This window comes from Pseudomonas sp. B21-041 (assembly GCF_024748675.1).
Classification (GTDB): domain Bacteria; phylum Pseudomonadota; class Gammaproteobacteria; order Pseudomonadales; family Pseudomonadaceae; genus Aquipseudomonas; species Aquipseudomonas neuropathica.
Window position 1 is genome coordinate 3,468,435 of sequence record NZ_CP087175.1, and the last position, 26,697, is coordinate 3,495,131.

Here is a 26,697-nt window from a genome sequence, read left to right on the forward strand (position 1 = left end):
GGCCTGCGTTCGAGAGTCCCACTCCCCCCGCAACAGGATGCGCCCATGCCGTTGACCGTCAGACCCCGCCGCAAACGCAGCACCCGCATCGCCGTCACGCTGTTCAGCGGTTTGCTTCCGGTGCTGCTGGGCAGCGCCATTCTTTACATGCAGGCCGGACGCACGCTGGAGCAAGGCTCACAACAGACCGCCGAAGAGGCGCTGCACCAGTTCGAGTTGATGCTCGACAACACCGCGCAAGCGGCGCGCGAATTGCTGCCATTGGCCGGTCAGAATTGCGAAAACGTCAAACTCGCCTTGCGCGAGCAAGTAACCCGCCGCCCGTTCGTGCGCTCGACCAATCTGGTGTGGGACGACAACCTTTATTGCAGCTCTTTGTTTGGCGACTTCAAGGAAGCCGTCAACGCGGGCGACTACAACCAGGGCAAGTTGTGGCTGATGAACGGCAATCCGGTCACCCCCAACACCGCGCTGTTGGTTTATCGGCTCAGCGAAGGTCGCGGCGGCGCATTGACGACACTGGACGGTTACCATCTAAGCAACATGTTGCGTTTGATCGGCCGGCACATGTTGCTGGTGCTGCAAGTGGGCGATAACTGGCTGTCGGGCGACGGCAAAGTCCACACCGGTACCCTCCCCACGCTGCCGATAGCGCAAAACACCCTGGCCTCCTCCCGTTATGCGTTCAGTGTTTCTGCCGGGTTTCCCGAGGGCGAAACCTGGCGCTACATGGTCGATGAATATCCGCCGCTGTTCAGTCTGCTGATTTTTTTTGGCGTGGTGTCGGGGGCCATCGGCCATGTCCTGCAGAAGCGCTCCACTTCACCGAGCCACGAAATGCTCCGCGCGCTCGAGGCTGGCGAGTTCATTCCCTACTTCCAGCCCGTGGTGCATGGCGACAGCAAGGCATGGTCGGGAGCTGAAGTGTTGATGCGCTGGACTCACCCGAAAGAAGGCCTGGTACGTCCGGATCTGTTTATTCCATTCGCCGAGCATTCGGGGTTGATCGTGCCGATGACCCGCGCCCTGATGCAACAAACTGCCGCGCTGCTGGGGCCGCTATCAGCAACGTTCACCGCGCCATTTCATATCGGCATCAATATCACCGCGAGCCATTGCAAAGACCTGGAACTGGTGGAGGATTGTCGAACGTTTCTCGCCGCGTTCGCCGCCGACAGCATCAATCTGGTGCTGGAGTTGACCGAGCGCGAATTGATCGAGCCGACCGACATCACTCGCCAGCTGTTCGAGCAACTGCACGCGCTGGGCGTGAAGATCGCGATTGACGACTTCGGCACCGGCCACTCAAGCCTGGGCTACTTGCGCAAATTCAATGTGGATTTCCTCAAGATCGATCAGAGTTTCGTCGCCATGATCGGTGTCGATGCGTTGTCCCGACACATTCTCGATACCATTATCGACCTGTCGGCCAAGCTTGATCTGGGTATTGTTGCCGAAGGTGTCGAAACTCAGGCGCAAGCCGATTATCTGACCGCACATCACGTCAACTTCCTGCAAGGGTATCTGTTCGGCAAACCGATGCCGGCTACGGAATTCATCAGCGCATTAACTCACCATTAACTAAGCCGGATTAAGACGAGCGTACCGGCCAGGCGCACCAAATTGATACAAAAGACCGCTGTTGTTACATGAGGACAACATCAGGATTTACTCTTGGCGCATTAACTACTACAATTTTTTCAACCTGAGCAAGATTGGCAGGGGAGCCATTTATCACCGAGTCGCTTCAAGGCTCTTGGCTTATTAGCTTTGTTTGCGGTTGGTATCAGCCAAACACACTATTGGAGTAAAGATATTGTCCAGACTCGCTGAATTTCGTGCAGCTGAAAAGGCCCTTCAGGAACAGCTCAAACAGCTGGAATCGCTGAAGAACGATGCCGGGCTCAAGAAAGAAATCGAATTCGAAGAAAAGCTCCAGGGGCTGATGAAAACCTACGGCAAAGGCCTGAAGGACATCGTCGCCATCCTCGATCCGAACCCGGCAAAATCCGCTTTGCAGACCTCTGCAGCCCCTAAAACCCGCCGCGCTCGCGTGGTCAAGGTTTATCAGAATCCGCATACCGGTGAACTGATCGAAACCAAGGGCGGCAATCACCGTGGCCTGAAAGCCTGGAAGGAACAATACGGTGCAGCCACCGTTGATTCCTGGTTGCGCGGTTAATCCAACGCCAACAAAAAAGCCCTGCATGACGCAGGGCTTTTTTGTTGACAATATCTAACAAATGAAATGAATTTCATCGAACAAGTTGCGGGTTTTCTGTAACGTTGCTGAGTCATAAAGCTAAACATTTTGCGGCGCGATGTTGCGATCAAGGCCGCCATTAAACTTTGTGCTTAATCCGTTCGGGTATCTAACCTTCTCCGTGAAGAGTACAGCACCTTAAAGTTTCAAGCTGTTTCTCAGCGCCACTATCTCGTCTGCGCTGGCCTTATAAATCTCAGCTTGCCCGGCGTAGGAAAGAACATAAGCCTTGTCCGCCTCGACTGCCGCCACTAGGGTTTGCGACAACACATGCCGACCGTTTTCGGTGATGGTGCAAGTGGTTTCCAGTGCCGGCAAAGTACCCAGCGTCGCCGGATGCACTTTGTTGCAGACACTTTGGTAACCGCTCTGGAAAAAGTCCTTCTGTATCGACTTGCGCATCTCCAGCAGCACGCCCTGCAAATTGACCTGATGCCCTGCTTCGACATGAGTCATGGTCAATTCCATGACCATCACCTGATTGCCATCGGCGTCATTCTTGACCGCGCGCTGACGGGAAACCTGTGCAGCTGCCTCGGGCAGCGCCTCGACTTGCCAACCGGCTGGCCAGGTAATGCTTGGTTCGTCCGCTGACGCGCAGACCGCCACAAGCGACAACACAAAAAAAACAAACACGGATTTGAACAGTCGGATCATTGCCGGACGCACTCGCAGATTGAGCCGTAAAGTCTGAGGCTCGCCCGCACGCAGGGCAAGCCTGCCCTTTCATTTGGCGATGCCGACAGGCATGCGTATCATTGCGTCCATTCACTCGCCCATAGTTATTGGAGGGCCCATGAGCCTGCACGAACTCAATACGTTCCCCGGCGTCACCGCCACCCCAGACAGCGCAACCCGCAACTTCGTTTTCAACCACACCATGTTGCGCGTCAAAGACATCACCAAATCCCTGGACTTCTACACCCGCGTCCTGGGCTTCTCGCTGGTGGAGAAACGCGATTTCCCGGAAGCCGAGTTCAGCCTGTACTTCCTCGCACTGGTCGACAAAGCGCAGATCCCGGCCGACGCGGCTGCCCGCACTGAGTGGATGAAATCGATCCCGGGCATTCTCGAATTGACCCATAACCACGGCACCGAAAACGATGCGGATTTTGCCTATCACAACGGCAATACCGACCCGCGTGGTTTTGGTCATATCTGCATTTCGGTGCCGGATATCGTCGCGGCCTGTGCGCGCTTTGAAGAGTTGGGCTGCGACTTCCAGAAGCGCCTGACCGATGGCCGCATGAAGAGCCTGGCTTTCATCAAGGATCCGGATGGTTACTGGGTCGAGATCATTCAGCCTACGCCGCTGTAAAGACTGAAAAGCCCCTCACCCTAACCCTCTCCCATAGGGAGAGGGAACTGATTGGGGGATATTGGAGAATTACGCCGACTTGAACGATTGGCGTTGAATCCATAATCGACTGGATCTTTCAGGTCGACGGACAGCGCCAGACACCTCGGTCGGCTCCCTCTCCTTCGGGAGAGGGCTGGGGTGAGGGGCAGCTTTTCAGATGCAATAAAAAACCCGTGATCGCTCACGGGTTTTTTCATTTCTGGCTGGACGCTTACGCCGGAGCCGAAGTGCGGATCAGGTGATCGAAAGCACTCAACGAAGCCTTGGCGCCCTCGCCCACCGCGATCACGATCTGCTTGTACGGCACGGTGGTCACGTCGCCGGCAGCGAAGATACCCGGAATCGACGTTTCACCCCGGTTGTCGACGATGATCTCGCCACGCGGCGACAACTCGATGGTGCCCTTCAGCCAGTCAGTATTCGGCAGCAAACCGATCTGCACGAAGATCCCTTCCAGCTCGACGGTACGCAACTCATCGGTGTTGCGATCCTTGTAGCGCAGGCCGTTGACCTTCTCGCCATTGCCGGTGACTTCAGTGGTTTGCGCACTGGTGATCACCGTGACGTTCGGCAGGCTGTGCAGTTTGCGCTGCAATACGGCGTCGGCGCGCAGCTGTACGTCGAACTCCAGCAGCGTGACGTGCGAGACAATGCCGGCCAGATCGATGGCCGCTTCAACGCCGGAGTTACCGCCGCCGATCACCGCCACGCGCTTGCCTTTGAACAGCGGACCGTCACAGTGCGGGCAGTATGCCACGCCTTTGTTGCGGTATTCCTGCTCGCCCGGCACGTTCATTTCACGCCAGCGCGCACCGGTCGCGAGAATCACGCTCTTGGCTTTGAGGGTCGCGCCGCTGGCGAAACGGACTTCGTGCAGCTCGCCGTTTTTGCCCGGGATCAACTTGTCGGCGCGTTGCAGGTTCATGATGTCGACGTCGTACTGTTTGACGTGTTCTTCCAGCGCCGTGGCCAGTTTCGGCCCTTCGGTTTCCTGTACGGAAATGAAGTTCTCGATGGCCATGGTGTCGAGCACCTGCCCGCCGAAACGCTCAGCGGCGACGCCAGTGCGGATACCTTTACGTGCAGCGTAAATCGCTGCCGACGCACCGGCCGGGCCACCACCGACGACCAACACATCAAAGGCCTCTTTGGCGCTGATTTTCTCAGCCTGGCGCTCGATGGCACCGGTGTCGAGTTTGGCGAGGATTTCTTCTAGACCCATGCGGCCTTGACCAAAGTTCTCACCGTTGAGGTAGATGCTCGGCACGGCCATGATCTTGCGATCGTTGACTTCGTCCTGGAACAACGCGCCGTCGATGGCGACGTGGCGGATGTTCGGGTTGAGCACGGCCATCAGGTTCAGCGCCTGGACCACGTCCGGGCAGTTCTGGCAGGACAGCGAGAAGTACGTCTCGAAGCTGAACTGGCCTTTGAGCGAGCGGATCTGCTCGATCACTTCAACGCTGGCTTTCGATGGGTGGCCGCCGACTTGCAGCAGGGCCAGCACCAGCGAGGTGAACTCGTGGCCCATCGGGATGCCGGCGAAACGCAGACTGATGTCGGCGCCCGGGCGGTTGATCGAGAACGATGGCTTGCGTGTATCGTCACCGCTGTCGATCAAGGTAATTTGGCTCGAAAGACTGGCAACGTCTTTCAGCAGTTCCAGCATTTCACGGGATTTCGCACCGTCGTCGAGGGAGGCAACGATCTCGATCGGCTGGGTGACCCGTTCCAGGTACGATTTCAACTGGGCTTTAAGATTGGCGTCCAACATACGGGCGATTTCCTTTATTTGAGGCGAAAAAAAGCCCGAGCGAATCTCGCCCGGGCATTTTTATTGGGCGGTGCAGCGTACTTAAGAAGGTGCGGCGTACCGCCCTGAGTTGCGTGTCACAGACTTAGATCTTGCCGACCAGGTCCAGGGACGGCGCCAGAGTGGCCTCGCCTTCTTTCCACTTGGCTGGGCAAACTTCGCCTGGGTGAGCAGCAACGTACTGAGCAGCCTTGATCTTGCGCAGCAGCTCGGAAGCGTCACGGCCAACGCCGCCATCGTTCAGTTCAACGATTTTGATCTGGCCTTCAGGGTTGATCACGAAGGTGCCACGGTCAGCCAGACCAGCATCTTCGATCAGCACGTCGAAGTTGCGGGAGATGACGTGGGTCGGGTCGCCGATCATGGTGTATTCGATTTTGCCAATGGCTGGCGAAGTGTTGTGCCAGGCAGCGTGGGCAAAGTGGGTGTCGGTGGAAACGCTGTAGATCTCTACGCCCAGTTTCTGGAAAGCAGCGTAGTTGTCAGCCAGGTCTTCCAGCTCGGTTGGGCAAACGAAGGTGAAGTCGGCTGGGTAGAAGAATACAACCGACCACTTGCCTTTCAGGTCAGCGTCCGAGACTTGAACGAAGTCGCCGTTTTTGAACGCGGTAGCTTTGAACGGTTTTACTTGGCTGTTGATGATAGGCATTGATGACTCTCCGTCAGGGTTGTGAATTCGATGGGTGAATCCTACCCACTCACTCGACGGATGGCTCATTGGCAAACCTGATGCTGCTGATTTGTTTTCGCTATTAGCTGACTGTATTAATAGAAGAAAACGATCTCTACGACGTAGCCGGTTTATCCGTAATCCGAGCCATCCCCTGGAATGGGCTGGCTTCAACATAGCGCATCGCGGACTTCATATCCTTCCAGCCGACGTAACTCATCAACGATTTCAGATCCCAGCCACTTTGGTGTGCCCACGTGGCAAAGCCGCGACGCAGGGAGTGGCTGGTGTAGTTTTCGGCGGCAATGCCGGCACGCTGCAACGCCTGGCGCAGCAAAGGAATGATGCTGTTGGCGTGCAGGCCCTCCTCATTCAGATTGCCCCAGCGGTCGATGCTGCGGAAAACCGGGCCGCGTACCAGCGCCGCGTCGGTGATCCAGTCGATATAGGCCTGCACCGGGCACAGCTTGAGCAGCGCCGGCGCTTGATAGGTCTGCCCGAGATTTTCCCGATCACCCTTGCTGCGTGGTAAATACAAGGTGATGCCTTTGCCGGCATGCGCTTGCACGTGTTCGATTTGCAAGCGACACAACTCATCGCTGCGGAAGCCGCGCCAGAACCCCAGCAGGATCAAGGCGCGATCACGATAAGCCTTAAGCAGTGACGGACGATCCTGCTGCTCTTTTGCGGTTTGCGCCTCATGCTCCAGCCAGTCGATGACGCGCTGCAAATCCTGCAACTGCAACGGCTCAGCCTGTTTCTCCTGCGCTGGATGCAAAGCCCGAATCCCTTTGAAAACCTTGCGCACCACCGGCGCCTTGGTCGGGTCTGCAAACCCTTGGCTGTTGTGCCACTGCGCCAGCGCCGACAGACGCAGTTTCAACGTATTGATCGACAACTCCTCGGCGTGCGCCACCAGATACCGCGCGACGCTGTCGGCCGTCGCCGGCAAGAACCCGCCCCACTTCACTTCAAAATGCTCGATGGCCGCGCGATAGCTACGGCGCGTGTTGTCACGGGTGGCGGCTTGCAGATAGCGATCCAGATCGCTCATGGGCTGTTTTCTCGCTGGCGTACTGAGACAGGGATGCAGAAACGCATTTTGCCGTCTGACACTGGGTAATACCAGTATATCCCGTGCCTTGGTTATCAAAGGTTTATCTTTATTTTTGAGATGGTACACTGCGTACTTTAGTGGCATGTACCACAGTACGTAACCGTAGGAGTTCACATGGCCCGTGGCGGCATTACCAAAGCACTGGTGCAGATCGCGCGCACAGCGATCCTCGCCCGTGGCGAACACCCGAGCATCGATGCAGTACGCATTGAAATGGGCAACACCGGCTCGAAAACCACGATCCATCGCTATTTGAAAGAACTGGATGACGGCGCTCAGCCCGTTGAAGCCTCGGCTGAGCCTATCGATGACGAATTGACCGCCCTCGTCTCCAGGCTCGCCCAACGCCTCAAAGAACAAGCGCAAGAGCCCATCGAGCAAGCCCGCGAGCAGTTCGAGGAGCAGCGCGAAGCACTGGAGTCGGAGCTGCAACAGACGCGTCAGGCACTGGAAAAGCTCGAACACGAGCACGACATTCAAGGCGCTGCACTGGCACGTGAATCCGAAGCGCTGAACAACACACGCTCGATGCTGCAAACCGAGCAGACCCGCAATGCCGGGCTGAATCAGGCATTGGCCGACTTTGAGTTGCGCTTGCAGGACAAGGACGAGCAGATCCGCTCGCTGGAAGAAAAACACCTGCATGCCCGTGACGCGCTGGAGCACTACCGCAACGCCAGCAAAGAGCAGCGCGAGCAGGAACAGAGCCGCCACGAAGCGCAGGTGCAACAGATTCAGGCCGAACTGCGTCAGGCGCAGCAAAGCGCACTGGTTCGTCAGGACGAGATCACGCAACTGCACCGCGACAACGAACGCCTGCTCACGGAAAACCGTGGCACGCAGCGCGAACTGAGTCTGCTGCAGGATCAGCTCAAGCAGAGTAATCAGCGTCAGGACCAATTGCTGGAGCAAGCGACTCGCGTCGACAGCGAACGCACCCTCCTCCAGGAACGCCTGCGCGTGGCCACGCTGGAAAGCCAGACACTCAAACAGAGCATCGAGGAGCAGACGCTGCTCAACCAGTCACTGGAAAAGGAATTGAATAAGGCTCAGGCAAGCCTGGAAGAAAGCCAGCGTCTGGCGGCTGCCGTTGCGGCAGCGCCAGACTCAGCCAAGCCGAAAGACGCTTAAGCGCCGACCGGCGTACGCATGGTGACGAACTCCTCGGCGGCCGTCGGGTGCACCCCGATCGTGTCGTCGAAGTCGCGCTTGGTTGCGCCAGCTTTCAAGGCAATCGCCAGGCCCTGGACGATCTCACCAGCGTCCGGGCCGACCATGTGGCAGCCGAGGACTTTGTCGGTCTTGCCGTCGACCACCAGTTTCATCAGGGTTTTTTCCTGGCATTCGGTCAGGGTAAGCTTCATAGGCCGGAACCGGCTTTCGAAAATCACCACGTCGTGGCCAGCCTCGCGCGCTTCTTCTTCGGTCAAACCGACCGTGCCGATGTTCGGCAGGCTGAACACCGCCGTCGGGATCATCTTGTAATCCACCGGACGGTATTGCTCTGGCTTGAACAGACGTCGTGCCACAGCCATACCTTCAGCCAGCGCCACCGGCGTCAGTTGCACACGACCAATGACATCGCCCAGCGCCAGAATCGATGGCTCGCTGGTCTGATACTGCTCGTCGACTTTGATGAAGCCTTTGTCGTTGAGCTGCACATCGGTGTTTTCCAGCCCCAGATTGTCGAGCATCGGACGCCGACCCGTGGCGTAGAACACGCAATCCGCCTCCAGCACACGACCATCTTTAAGGGTGGCTTTCAAACTGCCATCGACCTGCTTGTCGATACGCGCGATGTCGGCATTGAACTGCAGGTCCAGACCACGCTTGGTGAGCTCTTCCTGCAAATGCTTGCGCACCGAACCATCGAAGCCGCGCAGGAACAGATCGCCGCGATACAGCAGCGTGGTGTTCGCGCCAAGGCCGTGGAAGATCCCGGCAAATTCGACGGCGATGTAACCGCCGCCAACCACCAGTACACGCTTTGGCAGCTCCTTGAGGAAGAACGCCTCATTGGAACCGATCGCGTGCTCGCGCCCCGGAATCTCCGGAATCTGCGGCCAGCCACCGGTAGCGATCAGAATGTTTTTCGCTGTAAAACGCTCACCATTCACTTCAACTTCATGCGGGCCAACGATCTTCGCGTGCGCTTCATGCAAGGTCACGCCGCTGTTGACCAGCAGATTGCGATAGATGCCGTTGAGGCGATTGATCTCACGATCCTTGTTGGCGATCAGCGTCGCCCAGTCGAAATTCGCTTCGCCCAGGCTCCAGCCAAAACCGGACGCCTGCTCAAAGTCTTCGGCGAAATGCGCGCCGTACACCAGCAGCTTTTTCGGCACACAGCCGACATTGACGCAGGTCCCGCCCAGATAACGGCTCTCCGCCACCGCCACTTTCGCACCGAAACCGGCCGCAAAACGCGCAGCGCGCACACCGCCGGAACCGGCACCAATCACATAAAGGTCAAAATCGTAGGCCATTTCTATCTCCTCGGCAGGGGATCAGCATACCTGCAGCCACCCATTGGGCAAGCGCTGCCAGTCATATGGGGGCGCAAAATGAAAAAACCCGCCGAAGCGGGTTTTTCTTACAGACCAATCAAGCGCTCTTAGTAAGCCTTGCCAGTCTTATAGAAGTTCTCGAAGCAGAAGTTGGTCGCTTCGATGTAGCCTTCAGCGCCACCGCAGTCGAAACGCTTGCCTTTGAACTTGTAGGCCATCACGCAGCCGTTCTGAGCTTGTTTCATCAGGGCGTCGGTGATCTGGATTTCGCCGCCCTTGCCTGGCTCGGTTTGTTCGATCAGGTCGAAGATGTCCGGAGTCAGGATGTAACGACCGATGATAGCCAGGTTCGACGGCGCGTCTTCCGGCTTTGGCTTCTCGACCATGCTGTGAACGCGGTAGATGTCGTCGCGGATCATCTCGCCGGCGATAACGCCGTACTTGCTGGTTTCCTGCGGATCGACTTCCTGGATGGCGATGATCGAGCAACGGAACTGCTTGTACAGCTTGACCATCTGGGTCAGTACGCCGTCGCCTTCGAGGTTGACGCACAGGTCGTCCGCCAGGACCACGGCGAACGGTTCGTCACCGATCAGCGGGCGACCAGTGAGGATCGCGTGGCCCAGACCTTTCATTTCGGTTTGACGGGTGTAGGAGAACGAGCACGAGTCGAGCAGTTTGCGGATACCGACCAGGTATTTCTCTTTGTCGGTGCCTTTGATCTGGTTTTCCAGCTCGTAGCTGATGTCGAAGTGGTCTTCCAGAGCACGCTTGCCACGACCGGTCACGATGGAGATTTCCGTCAGGCCAGCGTCCAGAGCTTCTTCAACGCCGTACTGGATCAGTGGCTTGTTTACCACCGGCAGCATTTCTTTAGGCATGGCTTTAGTCGCTGGCAGGAAGCGAGTACCGTAACCGGCTGCTGGGAACAAGCATTTCTTGATCATATAAGTCCTTGAAAGGGCTGTGTGTACGAGTTTCGGCGCAGTCTAATCAGGCGGCGTGCACCTTACAATGCCCCGCACTGGCTAACCGATGCCAACATAGAGAAATATTCTCGCCGATAGTTCCATCGACATCCTGGCGCAGCCAGATCAGCGTAGCTCAAAGCAGTCGACAAACTGAATCACCATACGCTCATCGCCCCCCAATGCGAGCATTTGCCGGTATCATGGCGCCTTTGAACCAGCGAACGAGACAGATAGATGGCCGCGGTAAAAATCGTCAACGGGTATGTGATCGACAAGAAAGACGGCAAGTGGACGCTGACCACGACCAATGGCGAGCACATCGCCGGGCCTTTCGACAGCGAGCAAATGGCGACCGATGTAGCGGCAGTGTTCACCGACACTCCGGCATCGGCCAAGCGCCGTGGCAAAGATCAGGACTGATCGACTGCGACACCCCAAGCCCTGCCCTTGCGCAGGGCTTTTTTGTGCCCACCTACAAACAAGTGGCCAAACGCTATAACCTTTTCACACCGGCGCTGTCAGAGCGTCTAGTCCCCCCCCTCGCTGAAGACCACAAACATGAATCTGAAAAAATGGCTGCCCCTGATCGCGGTATTGGCACTGGCCGGTTGCGCCACCTCCCAACCCACATACCTGAACAATGGTGAACAGGGGCTGTCGATCGATTGCTCCGGTGAAGCGAATTCCTGGGCGACCTGCTATGAAAAAGCCGATGCCTCCTGCGCGGGCACTGGCTACCGAATCGTTGGCACCGACGGCACACCCCAGCCCAAGGAAAGTGACAAAACCCTGGGCGTTGATGTCGGCAACTACAAGAACCGCAGCGTTGTCGTGGTCTGCAAATAGACCTTACATATGAATTTCGGCGAACTTGATCCCGAGTCCACGAACGACTTCGATCAGATCGTCGAGACGGTTGAAGGATTCGACTTCGTCGTTATCGTCGACCAGAAAGTAGCTGCGCCCGGCGCTCTTCTTGAAAAACACGATCCACTCACCCGGATTCGCCGGGTTCTGGATGACATGGGTGGCAGAGATCAGGCCCTCTACGTGGCGCTCCCGTACTTGCTCTCGCTTCATCGCGACTCCAGAAATGAAAATGCCGTCACAGCATGACTGCGACGGCATCGGTGCTGATGACGGTCAGTCTATCAGCCGGAAATACACGCATTGGCGGCCTTTTGCACGTCACGCGGGCGAACCGGCACGTTCGACATGCGCTCATGCAACTTGATGCTGCTGCCACCGGAGCGATCTTCGATATCAAACACCGCGGCTGCGCCGGTAGAAAGTTTCCCCGGTACGATGACCTGAACCCCGTCCTTGTGCGGCTGTACTTGCAGCGCGCCGCGGCTGTCTGCCAGTTTATCGGCCAGACACTGGGCATATTCATGGGGTTTCTTGCCGGAGATCACGCTCATGGTCGGCAGCGTTTCATTGATTTCGGAAACACTCGCACAACCACCCACAGCCAGAATCAACGGCAGACACACCACACCCCACTTCATACAAAACCTCCGTTAAAGACCGTCCGACAGCACAAATGCCGTTTTTCTCCGGGGCCTTCTGCATTTAACCCGCATCCGATTGCGAATATCTGTTCAAAATTGTCAAACCAACGCCCGACGGCCAGATAATAACCCGTGCGGGCTGATAAACTGCGCGCAATTACAAGCTATCGTTTTGATTTTGTAGAAAAAGCCCTTCTGGAGGCGCCCATGAAATTCATTCACCAGCGCGAACACCTCAACGAAGACGACATCGTCGTCATTCAATGCTCGCAAATGTGCAACATCCGTCTGATGAACGACGCTAACTTCCGCAGCTTCAAAAATGGCGGCCGTCACACCTATCACGGCGGCGCCTTCGACACCTTCCCGGCCCGTATCACCGCGCCGAGCACCGGTTTCTGGAACATCACCATAGACACGGTCAACCGCCGTGCGATCAGCGTAACCCGCAAGCCGACGCTGACCCACTCGATCAAGATCATCCGTCGCTCCAGCACCAAACTCAGCTGAGACACGCCGTCCGACCAGAAAGGAAAGCATGACCGTGGCCCAAACAACCAAATATGTCATCAAGTACAAACTCAACGGTGAACGCCGCTTCGAGTTCGCGCAGCTGGAAAACGGCACTGAAGAAGAAGCCAAGGCTGCGCTTGACGCGATCCACGGCAAAGATGATGTGATCAGCGAGATCGCCGTCAGCAAAGCGCTGTAAGCATCGACAGGAATTCGACCGCAAGCGGCGGAGTGTTCTGCCGCTACGTCCTGCCTAGACTGACTTTCTTCGACCAAGCGTCAAGGAGTCAGCATGTCGATGTCACCCTCGCGTCTGGATTCGCTCGACTGGGCAAGCCTTGCGCAGCAACTGGATCAGGACGGCTACGCGATCATCCGTTCGCTGCTGCTGGCCGAAACCTGCGATCACCTGAGTGCGCTGTATCCACAGACCGAACCGTTTCGATCGCAGGTCATCATGGCCCGCCACGGTTTCGGTCGCGGCGAGTACAAATACTTTCGATATCCGCTGCCGACACCGGTAGAACGCCTTCGCTGCGCGTTGTATCCGCGCTTGGTCCCCTTGGCCAATCGCTGGTACGAACGCATGCACCTGCCCGAACGTTTTCCGGCGAACCACGCCGAGTTTCTTCAGCGCTGCCATGCCGCCGGTCAACGACGCCCTACCCCTCTTCTGTTGCAGTACGGCCCGCAGGACTACAACTGCCTGCATCAGGACCTGTACGGCGAATCGGTTTTTCCGCTGCAAGTGGCGATTCTTCTGTCAGAACCCGGGCAAGACTTCAACGGCGGAGAGTTCGTTCTCACCGAGCAGCGCCCACGCATGCAATCTCGCCCGCACGTACTCGATCTGACGAAAGGTGATGCGCTGATCTTTGCCGTGAATCAGCGCCCCGTCAAAGGCGTGCGCGGTGATTATCGGGTGACCATGCGCCACGGTGTCAGTCGCCTGCACAGTGGAAAAAGGCATACCCTAGGCATCATCTTTCACGACGCAACCTGATGGCCATGTCCTCAACAACTCTCGACCTGTTCGCTGACCACGAACCAGTACAACAAGCCCGAGCCGAACAGATTGGCGAACAATCCTGGCTATTGCGCGGCTTCGCCCTGCCGATTGTCGATCAATTGCTGCCGGCACTGGACGCCGTTCTCGCAGTGGCCCCCTTGCGCCACATGGTCACACCGGGCGGTTTCAGCATGTCTGTCGGCACCAGCAGTTGCGGTGAGCGGGGCTGGATCACTGATCGCAGCGGCTATCGTTATTCGGGTGTCGACCCGCTCAACGGGCTGCCTTGGCCGCAGATGCCGAAATCCTTCGCTGCTCTGGCGCATTCGGCAGCCGAGCGAGCTGGTTTCTCTGGCTTCAATGCAGATTCCTGCCTGATCAATCGCTATGTCCCCGGCGCAAAAATGTCATTGCATCAGGATAAAGACGAAAAGGACTACGCCGCGCCGATCGTTTCCCTGTCACTCGGATTACCAGCCATATTTCTGTTCGGCGGTTTTGCGCGCAGCGACAAGACCCGGCGAATTTCGCTGCTGCACGGTGACATGGTGGTCTGGGGCGGCGTCGACCGATTGCGCTACCACGGCGTATTGCCAATCAAGCAAGGTCAGCATCCGCGCTTGGGTCAACAGCGGATCAATCTGACATTTCGGCTGGCTCGCTAAACCCGAAAAATTTGACCGCAAGGCCCGGAGTGTTGTGCCTGGCGAGGCTGGTTAACCTGAATCAAACAGGTCAACGGATTACTCATCATGAAAACGCTTTCGACCCCGTTTGATACCGAACATGATCCACGCTGGGCCGCCGTGCTCGCACGGGATCCGCAGGCGGACGGACAGTTTGTCTATGCGGTAAAAACCACGGGCATCTACTGCCGCCCGAGCAGCCTGGCACGCTTGCCGAAACCGCAAAATGTCGAGTTTTTCGACACCGCCCAACAGGCCGAAGCCGCGGGGTATCGGCCGAGCAAACGTGCGAGCAAGGATCAAAGTGATGTCGCCGCGCAGCATGCCGCGACCGTTGCCGCGGCATGCCGGCAAATCGAGATGGCCGAAAATCCGCCCGCCCTGAACGAGCTCGCAGAGGCGGCCGGTTTGAGCCCGTTTCACTTTCATCGCGTGTTCAAAGCCGCCACTGGCCTCACGCCAAGAGCCTACGCCGCCGCCCATCGTTCGCGCAGAGTGCGTGAACGTCTCGCGGACGGCAATTCGGTGACGGACGCTCTATACGACGCAGGCTTCAACTCCAACAGCCGCTTCTACGAATCAGCCAACCAACTGCTGGGTATGAAACCTGGCGACTACCGCGCTGCCGGTCAAAACAACGACATCCATTTTGCCGTAGGCCAATGCTCGCTGGGCGCGATTCTGGTGGCGCAAAGCGAGCGTGGGGTGTGCGCGATTTTGCTGGGTGACGACCCGCACCAACTGGTGTGCGACCTGCAGGATCAGTTTCGCAACGCCAACCTGATTGGCGCAGACAGCGGGTTTGAACAGTTGATCGCCAAAGTCGTGGGTTTTATCGAAGCACCGGCCATTGGCCTGGATCTGCCACTGGACGTGCGGGGGACGGCGTTTCAGGAACGTGTCTGGCAAGCCTTGCGGGAGATTCCGCTCGGCAGCACCGCCAGCTATGCCGAGATTGCCCAGCGCATCGGCGCGCCGACGTCCATGCGCGCAGTGGCTCAGGCATGCGGGGCCAACCGCCTGGCGGTGGCGATCCCTTGCCACCGCGTGGTGCGCAGCGATGGCAACCTTTCCGGTTATCGCTGGGGGGTCGAGCGCAAGCGTCAGTTGCTTGAGCGCGAGACGTCGGCGTGAACGGTCAATGGAAGCTACGCAACCTGAAAACCTCAGCGATTGACGTCCACCACAACCCGTCCGCGAAGTTGCCCGGCGAGCAGTTTTGGCGCCGCCTCGATGGCTTCACTCAGGCCGATTTCATGGCTGATCAATGCCAGCAGCGAGAAATCCAGATCCTTGGCCAGACGCTCCCACGCTTGCAGCCGGCGGGCCTTGGGCTGGGTCACGCTGTTGATGCCGGCGAGGGTCACACCGCGCAAAATGAACGGCGCCACTGACGCCGGGAAATCCATACCTTGGGCCAGACCACAGGCGGCGACGGTGCCTTCGGAGCGGGTGCTCGCGCAGGCATTGGCCAGGGTGTGACTGCCAACCGAATCGATCACCGCCGCCCAACGCTCTTTGGCCAGTGGCTTGCCGGGCGCTGACAACGTCGCACGGTCAATGATTTCGCCGGCGCCCAACTGCTGCAGATATTCATGCTCGGAGACCCGGCCGGTGGACGCGACGACGCGGTAGCCGAGTTTGCTCAGCAGGGCGATGGCAAAACTGCCGACACCGCCGTTGGCCCCCGTGACCAACACCTCACCCTGCTCCGGCGTCACGCCATTGCGCTCGAGCGCCAGAATGCACAGCATCGCCGTATAACCGGCCGTACCGACAGCCATCGCTTGCGCCGCCGTAAAGGCCTTGGGCAATGGAATTAGCCAATCGCCATCGAGTCGCGCCTTCTGCGCCAGACCGCCCCAGTGATTCTCGCCAACACCCCAGCCGTTGAGCAGCACCTGATCACCCACCTTATAGTCGGGGTGTGAACTGGCTTCCACGGTGCCCGCAAGATCGATCCCCGGCACCATCGGAAACTTGCGCACCACCGGACTGCTGCCGGTTATCGCCAAGCCATCCTTGAAGTTCAGCGTGCTGTACGCAACAGCCACGGTGACATCGCCTTCAGGCAATTGCTCCTCGTTGACCTGTTGCAGGTTGGCGCGGTAACCGCTGTCGTCTTTGTCGATCACAATGGCGTTAAACATGACTGCCTCGCTGGACTGTTTTCAGAATGTCGTGCCTTGAAATAGCACATCGCAACACCCTGCCACATTCGACTTTGCGCCAATCGGCAAATCGGCCGGGTATTTCGATGGCCCGCGTCTATGCTTTTTCGACGGTCGTGGTTTCGCCGAGTTTTTTAAAGAGTTCGCCACTGCCGCGACCACCGGCGTACCAGCAATTTTCATCACGCTTCTGGAGGCCGAAGAGCGGCGGATGTCATCGACGCTGAAAAACTGCACGGGTTGTTCTGAATTTCGAACTGGCCCCGAATCCGGTTTTGCTGCTAAAAACCGGTTTTGCCCCCTGCCCGCTGCACCGTTCGGAGAACCGCCCTCATGAGCCAATGGCCAGACACCCGTCTTCTTGATCTGCTCGGCATTGAATTGCCGATCATCCAGGGCCCGATGGCCGGTGCGACGAATTCGTCCATGGTCATCGCCGTGTGCAACGCCGGTGGCCTGGGTTCGATGCCGGCGGCGATGTTGAGCATCGAGCAATTGCGCGAAGAGCTGAAAACCATCCGCCAGCACACCGACAAGCCCTTCAACGTGAACTTCTTCTGCCATCAGCCACCGGCAGCCGATGAGCAACGTGCACGTGACTGGAAGCATTTGCTGGAGCCTTACTATCGTGAACTGGGCGCCGATTTCGCTGCACCGACTCCGGTATCCAACCGCGCGCCATTCGATGCCGCAGCCTGTGAAGTGCTGGAAGAATTTCGACCTGAAGTTGTGAGTTTCCATTTCGGTCTGCCAGAGAAATCCTTGCTCGAGCGGGTCAAGGCAACCGGGGCGAAAATTCTCTCATCGGCCACGACGGTCGACGAAGCGATCTGGCTGGAACAGAACGGCTGCGACGCGATTATCGCCATGGGTTACGAGGCCGGCGGCCATCGCGGCATGTTTCTCAGTGATGATCTGAGCAGTCAGGTCGGCACGTTTGCCCTGGTGCCTCAGGTGGTCGATGCGGTGAGCGTACCGGTGATTGCCGCCGGGGCAATTGCCGATGCGCGCGGCATGGCGGCGGCGTTTATGTTGGGGGCCTCAGCGGTACAGGTCGGCACCGCCTATCTGTTCACGCCGGAAGCAAAAGTCAGCGCCGCTCACCACAAGGCGCTGCGCACCGCCAAGGAAAGCGAAACAGCGATCACCAATATTTTTACCGGGCGCCCGGCACGGGGCATTCTCAACCGCGTCATGCGTGAGCTGGGCCCGATTTCGCCCCAGGCACCAGCATTTCCCTTGGCCGGGGGTGCGCTCATGCCGCTGCGAGCGATCAACGAAGCAGAGTTTGCCAACCTCTGGGCCGGTCAGGCATTCACCTTGGGCAAAGACCTCGGTAGCGCTGAACTGACTCGACAATTGGCCGAAGGCGCACTGGCAAAACTCGCAAGCCGCTGAAGCTGCACAGCGCGAAGATTCAAACATCCTCGCGCTGATTTTAACCAACACTTCCTGTTTGGCGGCATTTCGCTATATATTTCGCTATATAGCGAATTCACCTCTCGCATCGGCGCAGCCCACTTCAAACAATAGCTGCCCGCTGCACTCGCCAATAACGGAGCTGTTACATGACCATTCGTGCCTCACGTCTTGCCCCTGGTTGCTTGGCCTCTTTGCTCGCCGTCTTCGCCGTCGGCGCAGTTCAGGCTGATGAAGTGCAGGTGGCTGTGGCAGCCAACTTCACCGCGCCAATCCAGGCCATCGCCGCCGATTTCGAAAAAGACACCGGGCACAAACTGGTCGCAGCCTATGGCGCCACTGGCCAGTTCTACACTCAGATCAAGAACGGCGCGCCGTTCGAAGTGTTCCTCTCCGCTGACGACACCACCCCGGAAAAACTCGAAAAAGAAGGCGAGACCGTCAAAGGTTCGCGCTTCACCTACGCCATCGGCACGCTGGCGTTGTGGTCGGCTAAAGAAGGTTATGTCGATGCGAAAGGCGAAGTGCTGAAAAAGAACGAATACCAGCACCTGTCCATCGCCAACCCGAAAGCCGCGCCCTATGGTCTGGCAGCCACGCAAGTGCTGGAAAAACTCAAACTGACCGACGCCACCAAAGCCAAGATCGTTGAAGGCCAGAACATCACTCAGGCCTACCAATTCGTCTCGACCGGCAACGCTGAGTTGGGCTTTGTTGCCCTGTCGCAAATCTACAAGGACGGCAAAGTCAGCAGCGGTTCGGCATGGATCGTCCCAGCGAGCATGCACGACCCGATCAAACAGGACGCGGTCATTCTGAACAAAGGCAAAGACAACGCCGCCGCCAAAGCCTTGGTCGAATACCTCAAAGGCCCGAAAGCCGCTGCGGTGATCAAGTCCTACGGTTACCAGCTCTAAAATGTCACTGACGAGCGCCGATTTCGCGGCGATCTGGCTGACCCTGAAACTGGCGTCCCTGACCACCACGATCTTGCTGGTGGTCGGCACGCCGATCGCCCTGTGGCTGTCGCGCACCGATTCATGGCTACGCGGCCCGATCGGAGCGATCGTCGCCCTGCCCCTCGTACTACCTCCGACCGTAATCGGTTTCTATCTGTTGCTGATGATGGGGCCGCACGGTTTTCTCGGCCAATTCACCCAATGGCTGGGCCTGGGCACTTTGACGTTCAGCTTCACCGGGCTGGTGATCGGTTCGGTGATCTATTCCATGCCGTTCGTGGTGCAACCGTTGCAGAACGCGTTCTCGGCGATCGGCACCCGCCCCCTGGAAGTGGCCGCGACCTTGCGCGCCAATCCGTGGGACACGTTTTTCAGCGTGATTGTGCCGTTGGCGCGCCCCGGTTTTATCACCGCAGCGATACTCGGTTTCGCGCATACCGTCGGTGAGTTCGGCGTGGTGCTGATGATCGGCGGCAACATTCCCGACAAGACCCGCGTGGTTTCCGTACAAATTTATGACCACGTCGAAGCGATGGAATACGCGCAGGCTCACTGGCTGGCCGGGGCGATGCTGGTGTTTTCGTTTCTGGTGTTGCTGGCGCTGTATTCCAGCCGCAAGACCCGTGCAGGCTGGAGCTGATCGATGATCGATGTGCGTTTGAAACGGGTCTATACGGACTTCAGCCTCGATGTCGACCTGCACTTGCCAGGCCGTGGCGTGACTGCGCTTTATGGCCACTCCGGCTCGGGTAAAACCACCTGTCTGCGTTGCATTGCCGGGCTTGAGCGCGCTGAACATGGCTTCATCCAGATCAACGATGAAGTCTGGCAGGACAGCGATAACGGCATTTTCGTCCCGCCACACAAACGCGCGCTCGGCTATGTATTTCAGGAAGCCAGCCTGTTTCCGCATCTGTCGGTGCTGGCCAATCTGCAGTTCGGCCTCAAGCGCATCGCCAAGTCCCAGCGTCGGGTCGACATGGCGCAGGCCACCGAACTCTTGGGCATCGAGCATTTGCTCGAACGTCATCCGCAGCATTTGTCGGGAGGCGAACGCCAGCGTGTCGGCATCGCCCGTGCCCTGCTGACCAGCCCGAAACTTCTGCTGATGGACGAGCCACTGGCCGCTCTCGATAGCCAGCGCAAAAGTGAAATCCTGCCGTACCTGCAACGTCTGCACGACGAACTGGACATTCCGCTGTTGTACGTCAGTCATGCCCAGGATGAAGTGGCGCGACTGGCTGACCATCTGGTGCTACTCAGCGAAGGCAAAGCGCTGGCCAGCGGCCCGATTGGCGAAACCCTCGCACGTCTTGACCTGCCGATGGCGATGGGCGATGACGCCGGGGTGATCATTGAAGGGCAGGTCAGCGCCTACGATGCGCAATATCAACTGCTGAGCCTGCAATTGCCGGCCACCGAGATGAGCATCCGTGTGACGCACGCGCCGATGGAACCGGGTCAGACCCTGCGCTGCAAAGTACACGCGCGGGATATCAGCCTGAGCCTGCAGAACAGCGAATTCAGCAGCATCCTCAATCGACTGCCGGTGACGGTGGTCAGCGAACAATCGGCGGACAACGCCGCCCACGTTTTGATTCGCCTGGATGTTGGCGGCACCCCGCTGCTCGCGCGTATTACACGCTACTCCCGGGACCAGTTGGGCGTGCATCCGGGCCAGCATTTATGGGCGCAGATCAAAGCGGTAGCAGTCCTCGCTTAAATCATTCGGCACCACGGCAACGGCGTGCGGTCAATCGTTTTACAGACCGCCGCGCCATCAAAGGAAACTGCCATGCCCGACACCGTGCTGACTGCCGACCTGCCATCCGACCTGCATTACGTCGACGACACCCAGCCCGGTATCACCCGCAAAAAGCTGCGTGGCAAGTTCAGCTATTTCGAGCCGTCAGGCCAGCGCATCAGTGATCCGGATGAAATCAAACGCATCAATGCCCTTGCCGTACCACCCGCCTATACCGATGTGTGGATCTGCCCGGATCCGCGCGGTCATCTGCAAGCCACCGGCCGTGATGCCCGTGGCCGCAAGCAATATCGCTATCACGCGCGCTGGCGCGAAGTGCGCGATGCCGACAAGTATTCGCGCCTGCGTGAGTTCGGTCTCGCGTTGCCGAAACTGCGCAAACAACTGGAGGCGCTATTGGCCGCGCCCGGCTTCAGTCGTGACAAGGTCATGGCCACGGTGATCACCCTGCTCGACGCCACATTGATCCGGGTCGGCAATACCCAATACGCCCGCGACAACCGTTCCTACGGCCTGACCACCCTGCGCAGCCGACATGTCGAAGTCAACGGCAGCGCGATCCTGTTCCAGTTTCGCGGCAAAAGCGGCATCGAACACCAGATCACCGTCAAGGATCGGCGTCTGGCACGCATCATCAAGCGGTGCCTGGAAATTCCCGGGCAGAATCTGTTTCAGTATCTCGATGAAAACGGTGAGCGACACACCGTCAGTTCTTCCGACGTCAACGCCTACCTGCAAACCCTGACCGGTGCCGATTTCACCGCCAAGGATTACCGCACCTGGGCCGGCAGTGCCTTGGCGCTGGCGGTATTGCGCGATTTGCAATGGGAGTCCGAGACCGAGGCCAAGCGGCATGTGGTGGAGATGGTCAAAGGCGTCGCCAAGCAGTTGGGCAACACCCCGGCAGTGTGCCGAAAATGCTACATCCACCCCGCCGTGGTGGAGAAATTCATGCTCGGCGCCCTCGCTGAACTGCCTCGCCCGCGCGTGCGCAAAGGCCTGCGTGCGGAGGAAGTGGCGCTGGCGATGTTTCTCGAGCGAATGAGCGAGATGACCGACGCACCTTGATCCGCCGCACATCGTCAACTAGGCTAGCCACCTTCCCCTCCTTCGGACGACCGCAGCAGTGAACAATCCAGCCTTCTAAAAATGTAATCGCGACACGCCGTTCTCGGCGCTTGTCAGTTTTCACGACATTTTTTGGAGGTGCCGATGACTCACGTCTCGCGTACACCCGCACTCGTTTCCCTGAATCAACTGGGCTTTCAGTTCGCCAATGGCGCAACACTGTTTGAAGACCTGAACCTGACTTTCGATCATCAACCGACTGCGATCGTCGGGCGCAATGGTGTTGGCAAAAGCGTGCTTGCACGTTTGATTGCCGGGCAATTACAACCCGGCACCGGCACCGGCACCGGCAGCGTGGCACGCTCGGTTTGCGTGCATTACGTCGCACAAACGTTCATCGCCACACCCGGGCAAACCGTCGCCGATGCAACGGGGACGGCCCCGGCGCTCAGCGCACTGGAGCGACTAAGATGCGGTGCTGCCACTGCGCACGACTTCGACCTCATCGATGAACGCTGGGATCTGGCCGAGCGCTTGCGCCAGATGCTCGATGGGGCCGGGCTGACCGACCTCACCGGGTCGGATCTGACGGAGCACCTCAGCGGTGGCCAACAAGCCAGAATCGCTTTGATCGGCGCACTGCTGAGTCAGGCGCCATTGCTGGTGCTCGACGAGCCCACCAATCACCTCGACAGCGGCGGTCGGCAATGGCTGATGAGCCTGCTTGAGCGCTGGCGTGGCGGCCTGATTATCGTCAGTCACGACCGCCAGCTTCTGGAGCAGATGCAGCGATTTGTCGAACTCACGACGTTGGGAGTAACAGTTTTCAGCGGAAGGTTTTCGGATTTCACCGAGCAACGCAGGATCCATCAACAGGCGGCGCAGGCACAGCTCGATCAGGCCCGTATCGAACGTCAGCGCGAACGTACGCGGCTGCAACGCGAGCACGACACGATCCAGCGCCATGCCGCCGGCAGCCGTCGCCACGCACAAAGTGCCAACGTTTCGGGCTTCGAGCGGGCAGCGTTGAAAGCCGCTGCGCGGGACATCATGGGGCAGGTAAAAGTCGGCCACCAGGCACGCAAGGCCGATCTGGATCAGCGTGTTCGCGAGGCGTACGAAAACGTCCTGCCCGCCGACGGCGTGCTGATCAATCTGCCGGGCAGCGTGGTGCCGAGCAATCGGCGGGTGTGCACGCTGATCGACGCGTGCTTGCCAGGGTTACCGGCAGATGCGCCCACCACCCGCCTTGACCTCGCCATTCAAGGGCCGATGCGCATCGCTGTCAGCGGTCACAACGGTTGTGGCAAATCGACGCTGTTGAAATTGCTGGCGGGTGAATGGGCGCCGGTAAGTGGGGAGTGCATCACGCACGTGCCTTTTGCTTTTTTCGACCAACAACTGAAGCTGCTGGATGAGCACACATCGATTGTCGATCAGTTGCAGGCACAGCAAACACTTTTGAGCGAAGGTGAGTTGCGCAGCTTTCTCGCTCATCTGCAACTCGACGCACAACGCGTTAACCGCCCGTGCGCCTCACTCAGTGGCGGCGAACGCTTGAAAGCAGCCCTTGCGCTGGCGTTGTGGCGCCAGACGCCCGCGCAATTACTGCTGTTGGATGAGCCCACCAATCATCTGGACCTGGCGTCGGTGCACGCTTTCGAACACGCCTTGCAGGCATTTCCCGGAGCGATTGTCGCGGTTTCCCACGATCAAGCGTTTCTACAGGCGTTAAACCCAAGCCATTGTTTGACCTGGCACCCCGAAGGCTGGCGCTGGCAACCGACGAGCTGACCTGCCTATTTTTTGCACGATTGCCGAGGGCTTCTATAGTTGATCTGACACGAATCAGCTGCGGTGACGCCATGGAAGACATTTTCGTCGTGAAGCGTTGCAACAAGATCATTATTTACGGTCGACGTGCCGAAGACAGCCAGCATGATCCCGCGAAAGCCACTAGCTGGTTTCGCATCTGCGACACACGTACTGGCGGTTTCATCGGCGATGGCTATGACGCGGAAGAGGACGCACGACGTGAATGCAGACGCCTCAACGCAGCGAGTTCCCCATCAGCGGCCCGCCAGTCTTCAGGCTGATGCCGATCAGAAGCGGGTCTATACTGAAACCAGCTGAAGGAGCAGCGCCCCACGGCAGAAGGCTCGCAACACGCGGGCTTTTTGCTGCAGCCCAGGTTTCATAGAACGGAGGTGTTCCATGTCCGAAAAAGAGTCCATCACCACCCTCCTCACCCTGCTCGACGCTCGACAAGCGCGCCTCGCCGCCGCTTGCAAAGAGATCGCCGACTGGGTCGATCACCAAGGTGGACACCCCACCGCCCTGCGCATCCGAGACCGGCTGAACGACATCGAGAAGGATGCTCCGCTGATTCGCAATACGCTGTCGGCGCTAAAGCCTGTTGATCGGCCACTGCCTCGGTTCAGATGAACTCGACCCGGCCAGGGTTTCAGGAGTTTGCTCATTAGCGGTGACACATGAGTCACCGCGCTTGTGTCTGGCCGTTATGTTTATTTTTCCAGTTTTTCACGTGACGACTACATCTGCGCGTCTACAGTGAAGCCACTCCTTTGCAAACTAACGCCCTCACCCGCCCGCATGCGGGTGTTTTTTTGCCTGCGTCCAAACGGCGAACGGTTGCCGTGCATGAGTTGTCATAACTTATACATGTCGAAAAGGAGACAGTTATGGTTATCCATTTCAACGTCGACGGGCATCTGGCCTGCGGCCATAAAGGCAAACAACTGTCGGCAAGCCGCGAACTCAATCGCGTGAAGTGCCGCAGTTGCCGCAATACCGATGCCTACAAACAGGCGCGAAAGGATCAGCGCAACGCCACCCGCCGCATGGCCCGTCAGGCCAAGACCTCCCACGGCGCGACCAACTGGCGCGCAGAATGGATCGAGCGCCTCACTGCAATGGCCGGTCTTCAGCGCTTGCCTCGCGGCTTTAGCGGGCAAGCATTCGTCTAGCAGCGCGTATAAGCAAGGCACAAAAAAGGCCTGCATGAGGAAACTCATGCAGGCCTTTGCTATTCAGGGTGGCCGAAGCGGTACGCCTTTATGAGCGGCCACTAGCACTAGTGGCAAAAGCCTGACACGGGCAGCACTCACAAAAACATTTCAACAACCGATGCATCCATTTTGATCGCTGGCTCGTAGATTCAATACCCTCACTCGGAGGGCACAAGAGCCAAGGAGATACATCATGCATGCCTTTTACAAAAAAATTGCTGCAGCAGCCTGCTTCGCCATTCTCTGCGTAACTGCAACGTTCAGCTTTGCCGCCAACTCGGTGATGGTCGGAGGCGCAGCGATGTACCCCACTAAAACCATCGTTGAGAACGCAGTCAACTCGAAGGACCACACGACACTTGTAGCGGCGGTCAAGGCTGCCGGGCTGGTTGATACGCTCAACAGCAAAGGTCCATTCACCGTCTTCGCCCCGACAAACGAAGCGTTTGCGAAGCTTCCGGCAGGCACCGTCGACACACTGGTAAAGCCTGAACACAAAGCCGATCTGACCAAAATCCTGACCTACCATGTTGTGCCCGGCACTCACACATCTGCACAAATAATGGCCGAGGCCAAAAAGAACGGCGGCACCGTTATGCTGGAAACCGTTCAAGGTGAGTCGCTGAGTATCAAGCTGTACGAAGGCAAGTTATGGGTGGTGGACGCCAAAGGCGGTAAGGCAAGTATCAGCATCGCAGACGTGATGCAGTCAAACGGTGTGATCCACGTTGTCGACTCTGTCTTGATGCCTTAAACGCGCCTGGTTCCCGGCTGACGCACAGTTTGCCGGGTGCTATTACCCGAATAGGCACTTCACGAGCGGGTTTAGCATTGAGCAAATGGTTTTGTCTGGCGGTTGCGCGGCGATACAGCGAATGTTTTACAAACCAAATTTCAAATAACCCAGCCAACTCGGGAGGGTCTTTTTGGTTGCTCGCTGATTTCCAGATACCGCCTGACTCGTGAGCCTCGCTGTAGCACAACCGAAGCGCTGAAGGATGAATATACGTTCATCGAAAACATGGTTTGATGCGTCTAGGCTGCGGGTTCCGACATAGTGACTACAGGAGTAACCCACCATGTTCTCGCACGAAAGCATCCCGCTTGTGGCCATCTTCATCATCATGCTCATCGGCGTGCTTGTGGCCTTCCTGCATCCGGTGCACGCGTTCTTTAGCTGGCTTCGGAGACGAAGTAAAAAAACTTCGTCTCGTTCTCCGAAAGAAGCGGATTCGCGCTGAACTCTTCCCTAAAAGCCCGGCTACGTCCGGGCATCTTTTCGTAACGCCATGCAGCTTGCAGATATTAGCCGCTGGGCAATCGAGGGATTTGGATGAAACTGCGAGCTATGACAAACGCCTCGTATCAAACCGCTGGCACACCACCTGAATGCACTCCCCTCCGCGCCCAACGGCAACCAGCGGAACGGATGGCTTAAGGCTGAGTTTCAGAGGCGAGATTTGCGCGCCAAGGCGAGTACAGACAAGGCAGAGTCCAGCGTGAGATTTTGCAGGCGGGGAATCAACTTGAGTGTACGACCGTGATAATGACCGAGCAATACATCAGGAATCGCAAGGGCAAACAGCAATGCCAACCAAATGATTGCTGACCAGAAACAAACAAGGGCTTGCATCAGCTTTCGCCCGCAAACCCTTGATTTAAGATGGTGCCCGAAGCCGGAATCGAACCGGCACGCCCTTACGAGCGGGGGATTTTAAGTCCCATGCGTCTACCAGTTTCGCCATTCGGGCGGTAGCGCGGTGCTGCTTATCTTCTGCTGCACAGTCGCGATCCTGACAGGATCAACCTTGAACAACAGTGCGGGAAATATATACATCACTTCCCGGTGAAGCAAGTTTGCAATGA

General features: G+C 57.9%; 32 protein-coding genes and 1 tRNA gene. 22 read left to right on the forward strand and 11 right to left on the reverse strand.

The features are described 5' to 3' along the window. Nucleotides 1-45: 45 nt before the first annotated feature. Both LOY43_RS15370 and LOY43_RS15375 read left to right on the forward strand, forming a co-directional pair. The gene (locus tag LOY43_RS15370) at nucleotides 46-1,581 is read left to right on the forward strand and encodes an EAL domain-containing protein (protein WP_095047778.1); all 1,536 of its coding nucleotides are present in this window, start codon (nucleotides 46-48) and stop codon (nucleotides 1,579-1,581) included. A gap of 235 nt (nucleotides 1,582-1,816) precedes the next feature. Next, nucleotides 1,817-2,182, forward strand: coding sequence for a histone-like nucleoid-structuring protein, MvaT/MvaU family (locus tag LOY43_RS15375; protein WP_093431101.1), 366 nt, complete (start codon nucleotides 1,817-1,819; stop codon nucleotides 2,180-2,182). Between the two features lie 219 nt (nucleotides 2,183-2,401). Here the strand turns inward: LOY43_RS15375 and LOY43_RS15380 are convergent, their stop codons facing one another. Further along, the gene (locus LOY43_RS15380; RefSeq protein WP_095047779.1) at nucleotides 2,402-2,920 is read right to left on the reverse strand and encodes a DUF4946 domain-containing protein; all 519 of its coding nucleotides are present in this window, start codon (nucleotides 2,918-2,920) and stop codon (nucleotides 2,402-2,404) included. 139 nt (nucleotides 2,921-3,059) lie between these two features. Between LOY43_RS15380 and gloA the strand changes: the two genes are divergently transcribed. Continuing rightward, nucleotides 3,060-3,581 (forward strand): lactoylglutathione lyase, encoded by a 522-nt coding sequence (gene gloA / locus LOY43_RS15385; protein WP_103307162.1) that lies wholly within the window; start codon nucleotides 3,060-3,062, stop codon nucleotides 3,579-3,581. A gap of 253 nt (nucleotides 3,582-3,834) precedes the next feature. Here gloA and ahpF read toward each other — a convergent pair whose 3' ends face one another. The 3 genes from ahpF to LOY43_RS15400 all read right to left on the reverse strand — a co-directional run bounded on the left by ahpF (nucleotide 3,835) and on the right by LOY43_RS15400 (nucleotide 7,160). Beyond that, complete coding sequence (ahpF, locus tag LOY43_RS15390) at nucleotides 3,835-5,397, reverse strand: alkyl hydroperoxide reductase subunit F (protein WP_095047780.1); 1,563 nt, start codon at nucleotides 5,395-5,397, stop codon at nucleotides 3,835-3,837. A 124-nt stretch (nucleotides 5,398-5,521) separates the two neighbouring features. Beyond that, complete coding sequence (ahpC, locus tag LOY43_RS15395) at nucleotides 5,522-6,085, reverse strand: alkyl hydroperoxide reductase subunit C (protein ID WP_047602282.1); 564 nt, start codon at nucleotides 6,083-6,085, stop codon at nucleotides 5,522-5,524. 136 nt (nucleotides 6,086-6,221) lie between these two features. Next, nucleotides 6,222-7,160, reverse strand: coding sequence for a site-specific integrase (locus LOY43_RS15400; protein ID WP_258708317.1), 939 nt, complete (start codon nucleotides 7,158-7,160; stop codon nucleotides 6,222-6,224). A gap of 177 nt (nucleotides 7,161-7,337) precedes the next feature. On the opposite strand from LOY43_RS15400, the gene LOY43_RS15405 reads away from it, so the two are divergent. Next, nucleotides 7,338-8,354: a DNA-binding protein gene (locus tag LOY43_RS15405; protein WP_095047782.1), complete on the forward strand. Its 1,017-nt coding sequence runs from the start codon at nucleotides 7,338-7,340 to the stop codon at nucleotides 8,352-8,354. Here the strand turns inward: LOY43_RS15405 and gorA are convergent. Further along, nucleotides 8,351-9,709: a glutathione-disulfide reductase gene (gorA, locus tag LOY43_RS15410; RefSeq protein WP_095047783.1), complete on the reverse strand. Its 1,359-nt coding sequence runs from the start codon at nucleotides 9,707-9,709 to the stop codon at nucleotides 8,351-8,353. The two genes, LOY43_RS15405 and gorA, sit on opposite strands and share 4 nt — an antisense overlap. 128 nt (nucleotides 9,710-9,837) lie before the next feature. After that, a complete protein-coding gene (galU, locus tag LOY43_RS15415) occupies nucleotides 9,838-10,677 on the reverse strand; it encodes a UTP--glucose-1-phosphate uridylyltransferase GalU (protein WP_093431079.1) in 840 nt (279 codons plus the stop codon). 258 nt (nucleotides 10,678-10,935) lie between these two features. On the opposite strand from galU, the gene LOY43_RS15420 reads away from it, so the two are divergent. Together LOY43_RS15420 and LOY43_RS15425 are read left to right on the forward strand one after the other, a co-directional pair. Then, complete coding sequence (locus LOY43_RS15420) at nucleotides 10,936-11,121, forward strand: hypothetical protein (RefSeq protein ID WP_090283267.1); 186 nt, start codon at nucleotides 10,936-10,938, stop codon at nucleotides 11,119-11,121. A 138-nt stretch (nucleotides 11,122-11,259) separates the two neighbouring features. Next, nucleotides 11,260-11,547 (forward strand): hypothetical protein, encoded by a 288-nt coding sequence (locus LOY43_RS15425; protein ID WP_093431076.1) that lies wholly within the window; start codon nucleotides 11,260-11,262, stop codon nucleotides 11,545-11,547. A 3-nt stretch (nucleotides 11,548-11,550) separates the two neighbouring features. On the opposite strand, the gene LOY43_RS15430 is transcribed toward LOY43_RS15425, so the two are convergent. Then, nucleotides 11,551-11,781 (reverse strand): hypothetical protein, encoded by a 231-nt coding sequence (locus tag LOY43_RS15430; RefSeq protein WP_008082673.1) that lies wholly within the window; start codon nucleotides 11,779-11,781, stop codon nucleotides 11,551-11,553. A gap of 71 nt (nucleotides 11,782-11,852) precedes the next feature. Beyond that, entirely contained in the window at nucleotides 11,853-12,209 is a 357-nt protein-coding gene (locus tag LOY43_RS15435; protein WP_095047784.1) for a hypothetical protein, read from the reverse strand. Nucleotides 12,210-12,419: 210 nt separating this feature from the next. Between LOY43_RS15435 and LOY43_RS15440 the strand changes: the two genes are divergently transcribed. The 5 genes from LOY43_RS15440 to ada all read left to right on the forward strand — a co-directional run bounded on the left by LOY43_RS15440 (nucleotide 12,420) and on the right by ada (nucleotide 15,554). After that, nucleotides 12,420-12,722, forward strand: coding sequence for a DUF1883 domain-containing protein (locus LOY43_RS15440; RefSeq protein WP_007912251.1), 303 nt, complete (start codon nucleotides 12,420-12,422; stop codon nucleotides 12,720-12,722). A gap of 34 nt (nucleotides 12,723-12,756) precedes the next feature. Continuing rightward, nucleotides 12,757-12,924, forward strand: coding sequence for a hypothetical protein (locus LOY43_RS15445; RefSeq protein ID WP_176471335.1), 168 nt, complete (start codon nucleotides 12,757-12,759; stop codon nucleotides 12,922-12,924). Nucleotides 12,925-13,017: 93 nt separating this feature from the next. Continuing rightward, complete coding sequence (locus LOY43_RS15450) at nucleotides 13,018-13,728, forward strand: 2OG-Fe(II) oxygenase (RefSeq protein ID WP_095126347.1); 711 nt, start codon at nucleotides 13,018-13,020, stop codon at nucleotides 13,726-13,728. Between the two features lie 5 nt (nucleotides 13,729-13,733). Beyond that, nucleotides 13,734-14,399: a DNA oxidative demethylase AlkB gene (alkB, locus tag LOY43_RS15455; protein WP_258708318.1), complete on the forward strand. Its 666-nt coding sequence runs from the start codon at nucleotides 13,734-13,736 to the stop codon at nucleotides 14,397-14,399. A gap of 87 nt (nucleotides 14,400-14,486) precedes the next feature. After that, nucleotides 14,487-15,554, forward strand: coding sequence for a bifunctional DNA-binding transcriptional regulator/O6-methylguanine-DNA methyltransferase Ada (ada, locus tag LOY43_RS15460; RefSeq protein WP_258708319.1), 1,068 nt, complete (start codon nucleotides 14,487-14,489; stop codon nucleotides 15,552-15,554). Nucleotides 15,555-15,586: 32 nt separating this feature from the next. Here the strand turns inward: ada and LOY43_RS15465 are convergent, their stop codons facing one another. Further along, a complete protein-coding gene (locus LOY43_RS15465; protein ID WP_220556305.1) occupies nucleotides 15,587-16,570 on the reverse strand; it encodes an MDR family oxidoreductase in 984 nt (327 codons plus the stop codon). A gap of 354 nt (nucleotides 16,571-16,924) precedes the next feature. Here LOY43_RS15465 and LOY43_RS15470 point away from each other — a divergent pair, with 354 nt between their 5' ends. The 11 genes from LOY43_RS15470 (at nucleotide 16,925) to LOY43_RS15520 (ending at nucleotide 26,072) form a co-directional block, all read left to right on the forward strand. Further along, nucleotides 16,925-17,989, forward strand: coding sequence for a nitronate monooxygenase family protein (locus LOY43_RS15470; RefSeq protein WP_095126350.1), 1,065 nt, complete (start codon nucleotides 16,925-16,927; stop codon nucleotides 17,987-17,989). 170 nt (nucleotides 17,990-18,159) lie between these two features. Beyond that, complete coding sequence (gene modA / locus LOY43_RS15475) at nucleotides 18,160-18,927, forward strand: molybdate ABC transporter substrate-binding protein (protein WP_095047790.1); 768 nt, start codon at nucleotides 18,160-18,162, stop codon at nucleotides 18,925-18,927. A gap of 1 nt (nucleotide 18,928) precedes the next feature. Then, nucleotides 18,929-19,609, forward strand: a complete 681-nt coding sequence (gene modB, locus LOY43_RS15480; RefSeq protein WP_258708320.1) for a molybdate ABC transporter permease subunit — start codon at nucleotides 18,929-18,931, stop codon at nucleotides 19,607-19,609. Nucleotides 19,610-19,612: 3 nt separating this feature from the next. Then, a complete protein-coding gene (gene modC, locus LOY43_RS15485) occupies nucleotides 19,613-20,692 on the forward strand; it encodes a molybdenum ABC transporter ATP-binding protein (protein ID WP_258708321.1) in 1,080 nt (359 codons plus the stop codon). A gap of 72 nt (nucleotides 20,693-20,764) precedes the next feature. Continuing rightward, nucleotides 20,765-21,802, forward strand: coding sequence for a DNA topoisomerase IB (locus LOY43_RS15490; RefSeq protein ID WP_258708322.1), 1,038 nt, complete (start codon nucleotides 20,765-20,767; stop codon nucleotides 21,800-21,802). Nucleotides 21,803-21,946: 144 nt separating this feature from the next. Further along, the gene (locus LOY43_RS15495; protein WP_258708323.1) at nucleotides 21,947-23,596 is read left to right on the forward strand and encodes an ATP-binding cassette domain-containing protein; all 1,650 of its coding nucleotides are present in this window, start codon (nucleotides 21,947-21,949) and stop codon (nucleotides 23,594-23,596) included. 71 nt (nucleotides 23,597-23,667) lie between these two features. Then, complete coding sequence (locus LOY43_RS15500; RefSeq protein WP_095047795.1) at nucleotides 23,668-23,898, forward strand: hypothetical protein; 231 nt, start codon at nucleotides 23,668-23,670, stop codon at nucleotides 23,896-23,898. A 118-nt stretch (nucleotides 23,899-24,016) separates the two neighbouring features. Further along, nucleotides 24,017-24,247, forward strand: coding sequence for a hypothetical protein (locus LOY43_RS15505; protein ID WP_008082703.1), 231 nt, complete (start codon nucleotides 24,017-24,019; stop codon nucleotides 24,245-24,247). Nucleotides 24,248-24,504: 257 nt separating this feature from the next. After that, on the forward strand, nucleotides 24,505-24,789 hold the full coding sequence (locus tag LOY43_RS15510) for a hypothetical protein (RefSeq protein ID WP_093431037.1): 285 nt from the start codon (nucleotides 24,505-24,507) through the stop codon (nucleotides 24,787-24,789). A gap of 235 nt (nucleotides 24,790-25,024) precedes the next feature. Beyond that, nucleotides 25,025-25,585, forward strand: a complete 561-nt coding sequence (locus tag LOY43_RS15515) for a fasciclin domain-containing protein (RefSeq protein WP_258708324.1) — start codon at nucleotides 25,025-25,027, stop codon at nucleotides 25,583-25,585. A 325-nt stretch (nucleotides 25,586-25,910) separates the two neighbouring features. Further along, nucleotides 25,911-26,072, forward strand: coding sequence for a hypothetical protein (locus tag LOY43_RS15520; RefSeq protein ID WP_176471336.1), 162 nt, complete (start codon nucleotides 25,911-25,913; stop codon nucleotides 26,070-26,072). A 206-nt stretch (nucleotides 26,073-26,278) separates the two neighbouring features. On the opposite strand, the gene LOY43_RS15525 is transcribed toward LOY43_RS15520, so the two are convergent. Both LOY43_RS15525 and LOY43_RS15530 read right to left on the reverse strand, forming a co-directional pair. Then, nucleotides 26,279-26,464, reverse strand: coding sequence for a hypothetical protein (locus tag LOY43_RS15525; protein ID WP_156685506.1), 186 nt, complete (start codon nucleotides 26,462-26,464; stop codon nucleotides 26,279-26,281). A 31-nt stretch (nucleotides 26,465-26,495) separates the two neighbouring features. Further along, nucleotides 26,496-26,582, reverse strand: a tRNA-Leu gene (locus LOY43_RS15530). Nucleotides 26,583-26,697: the final 115 nt, after the last annotated feature.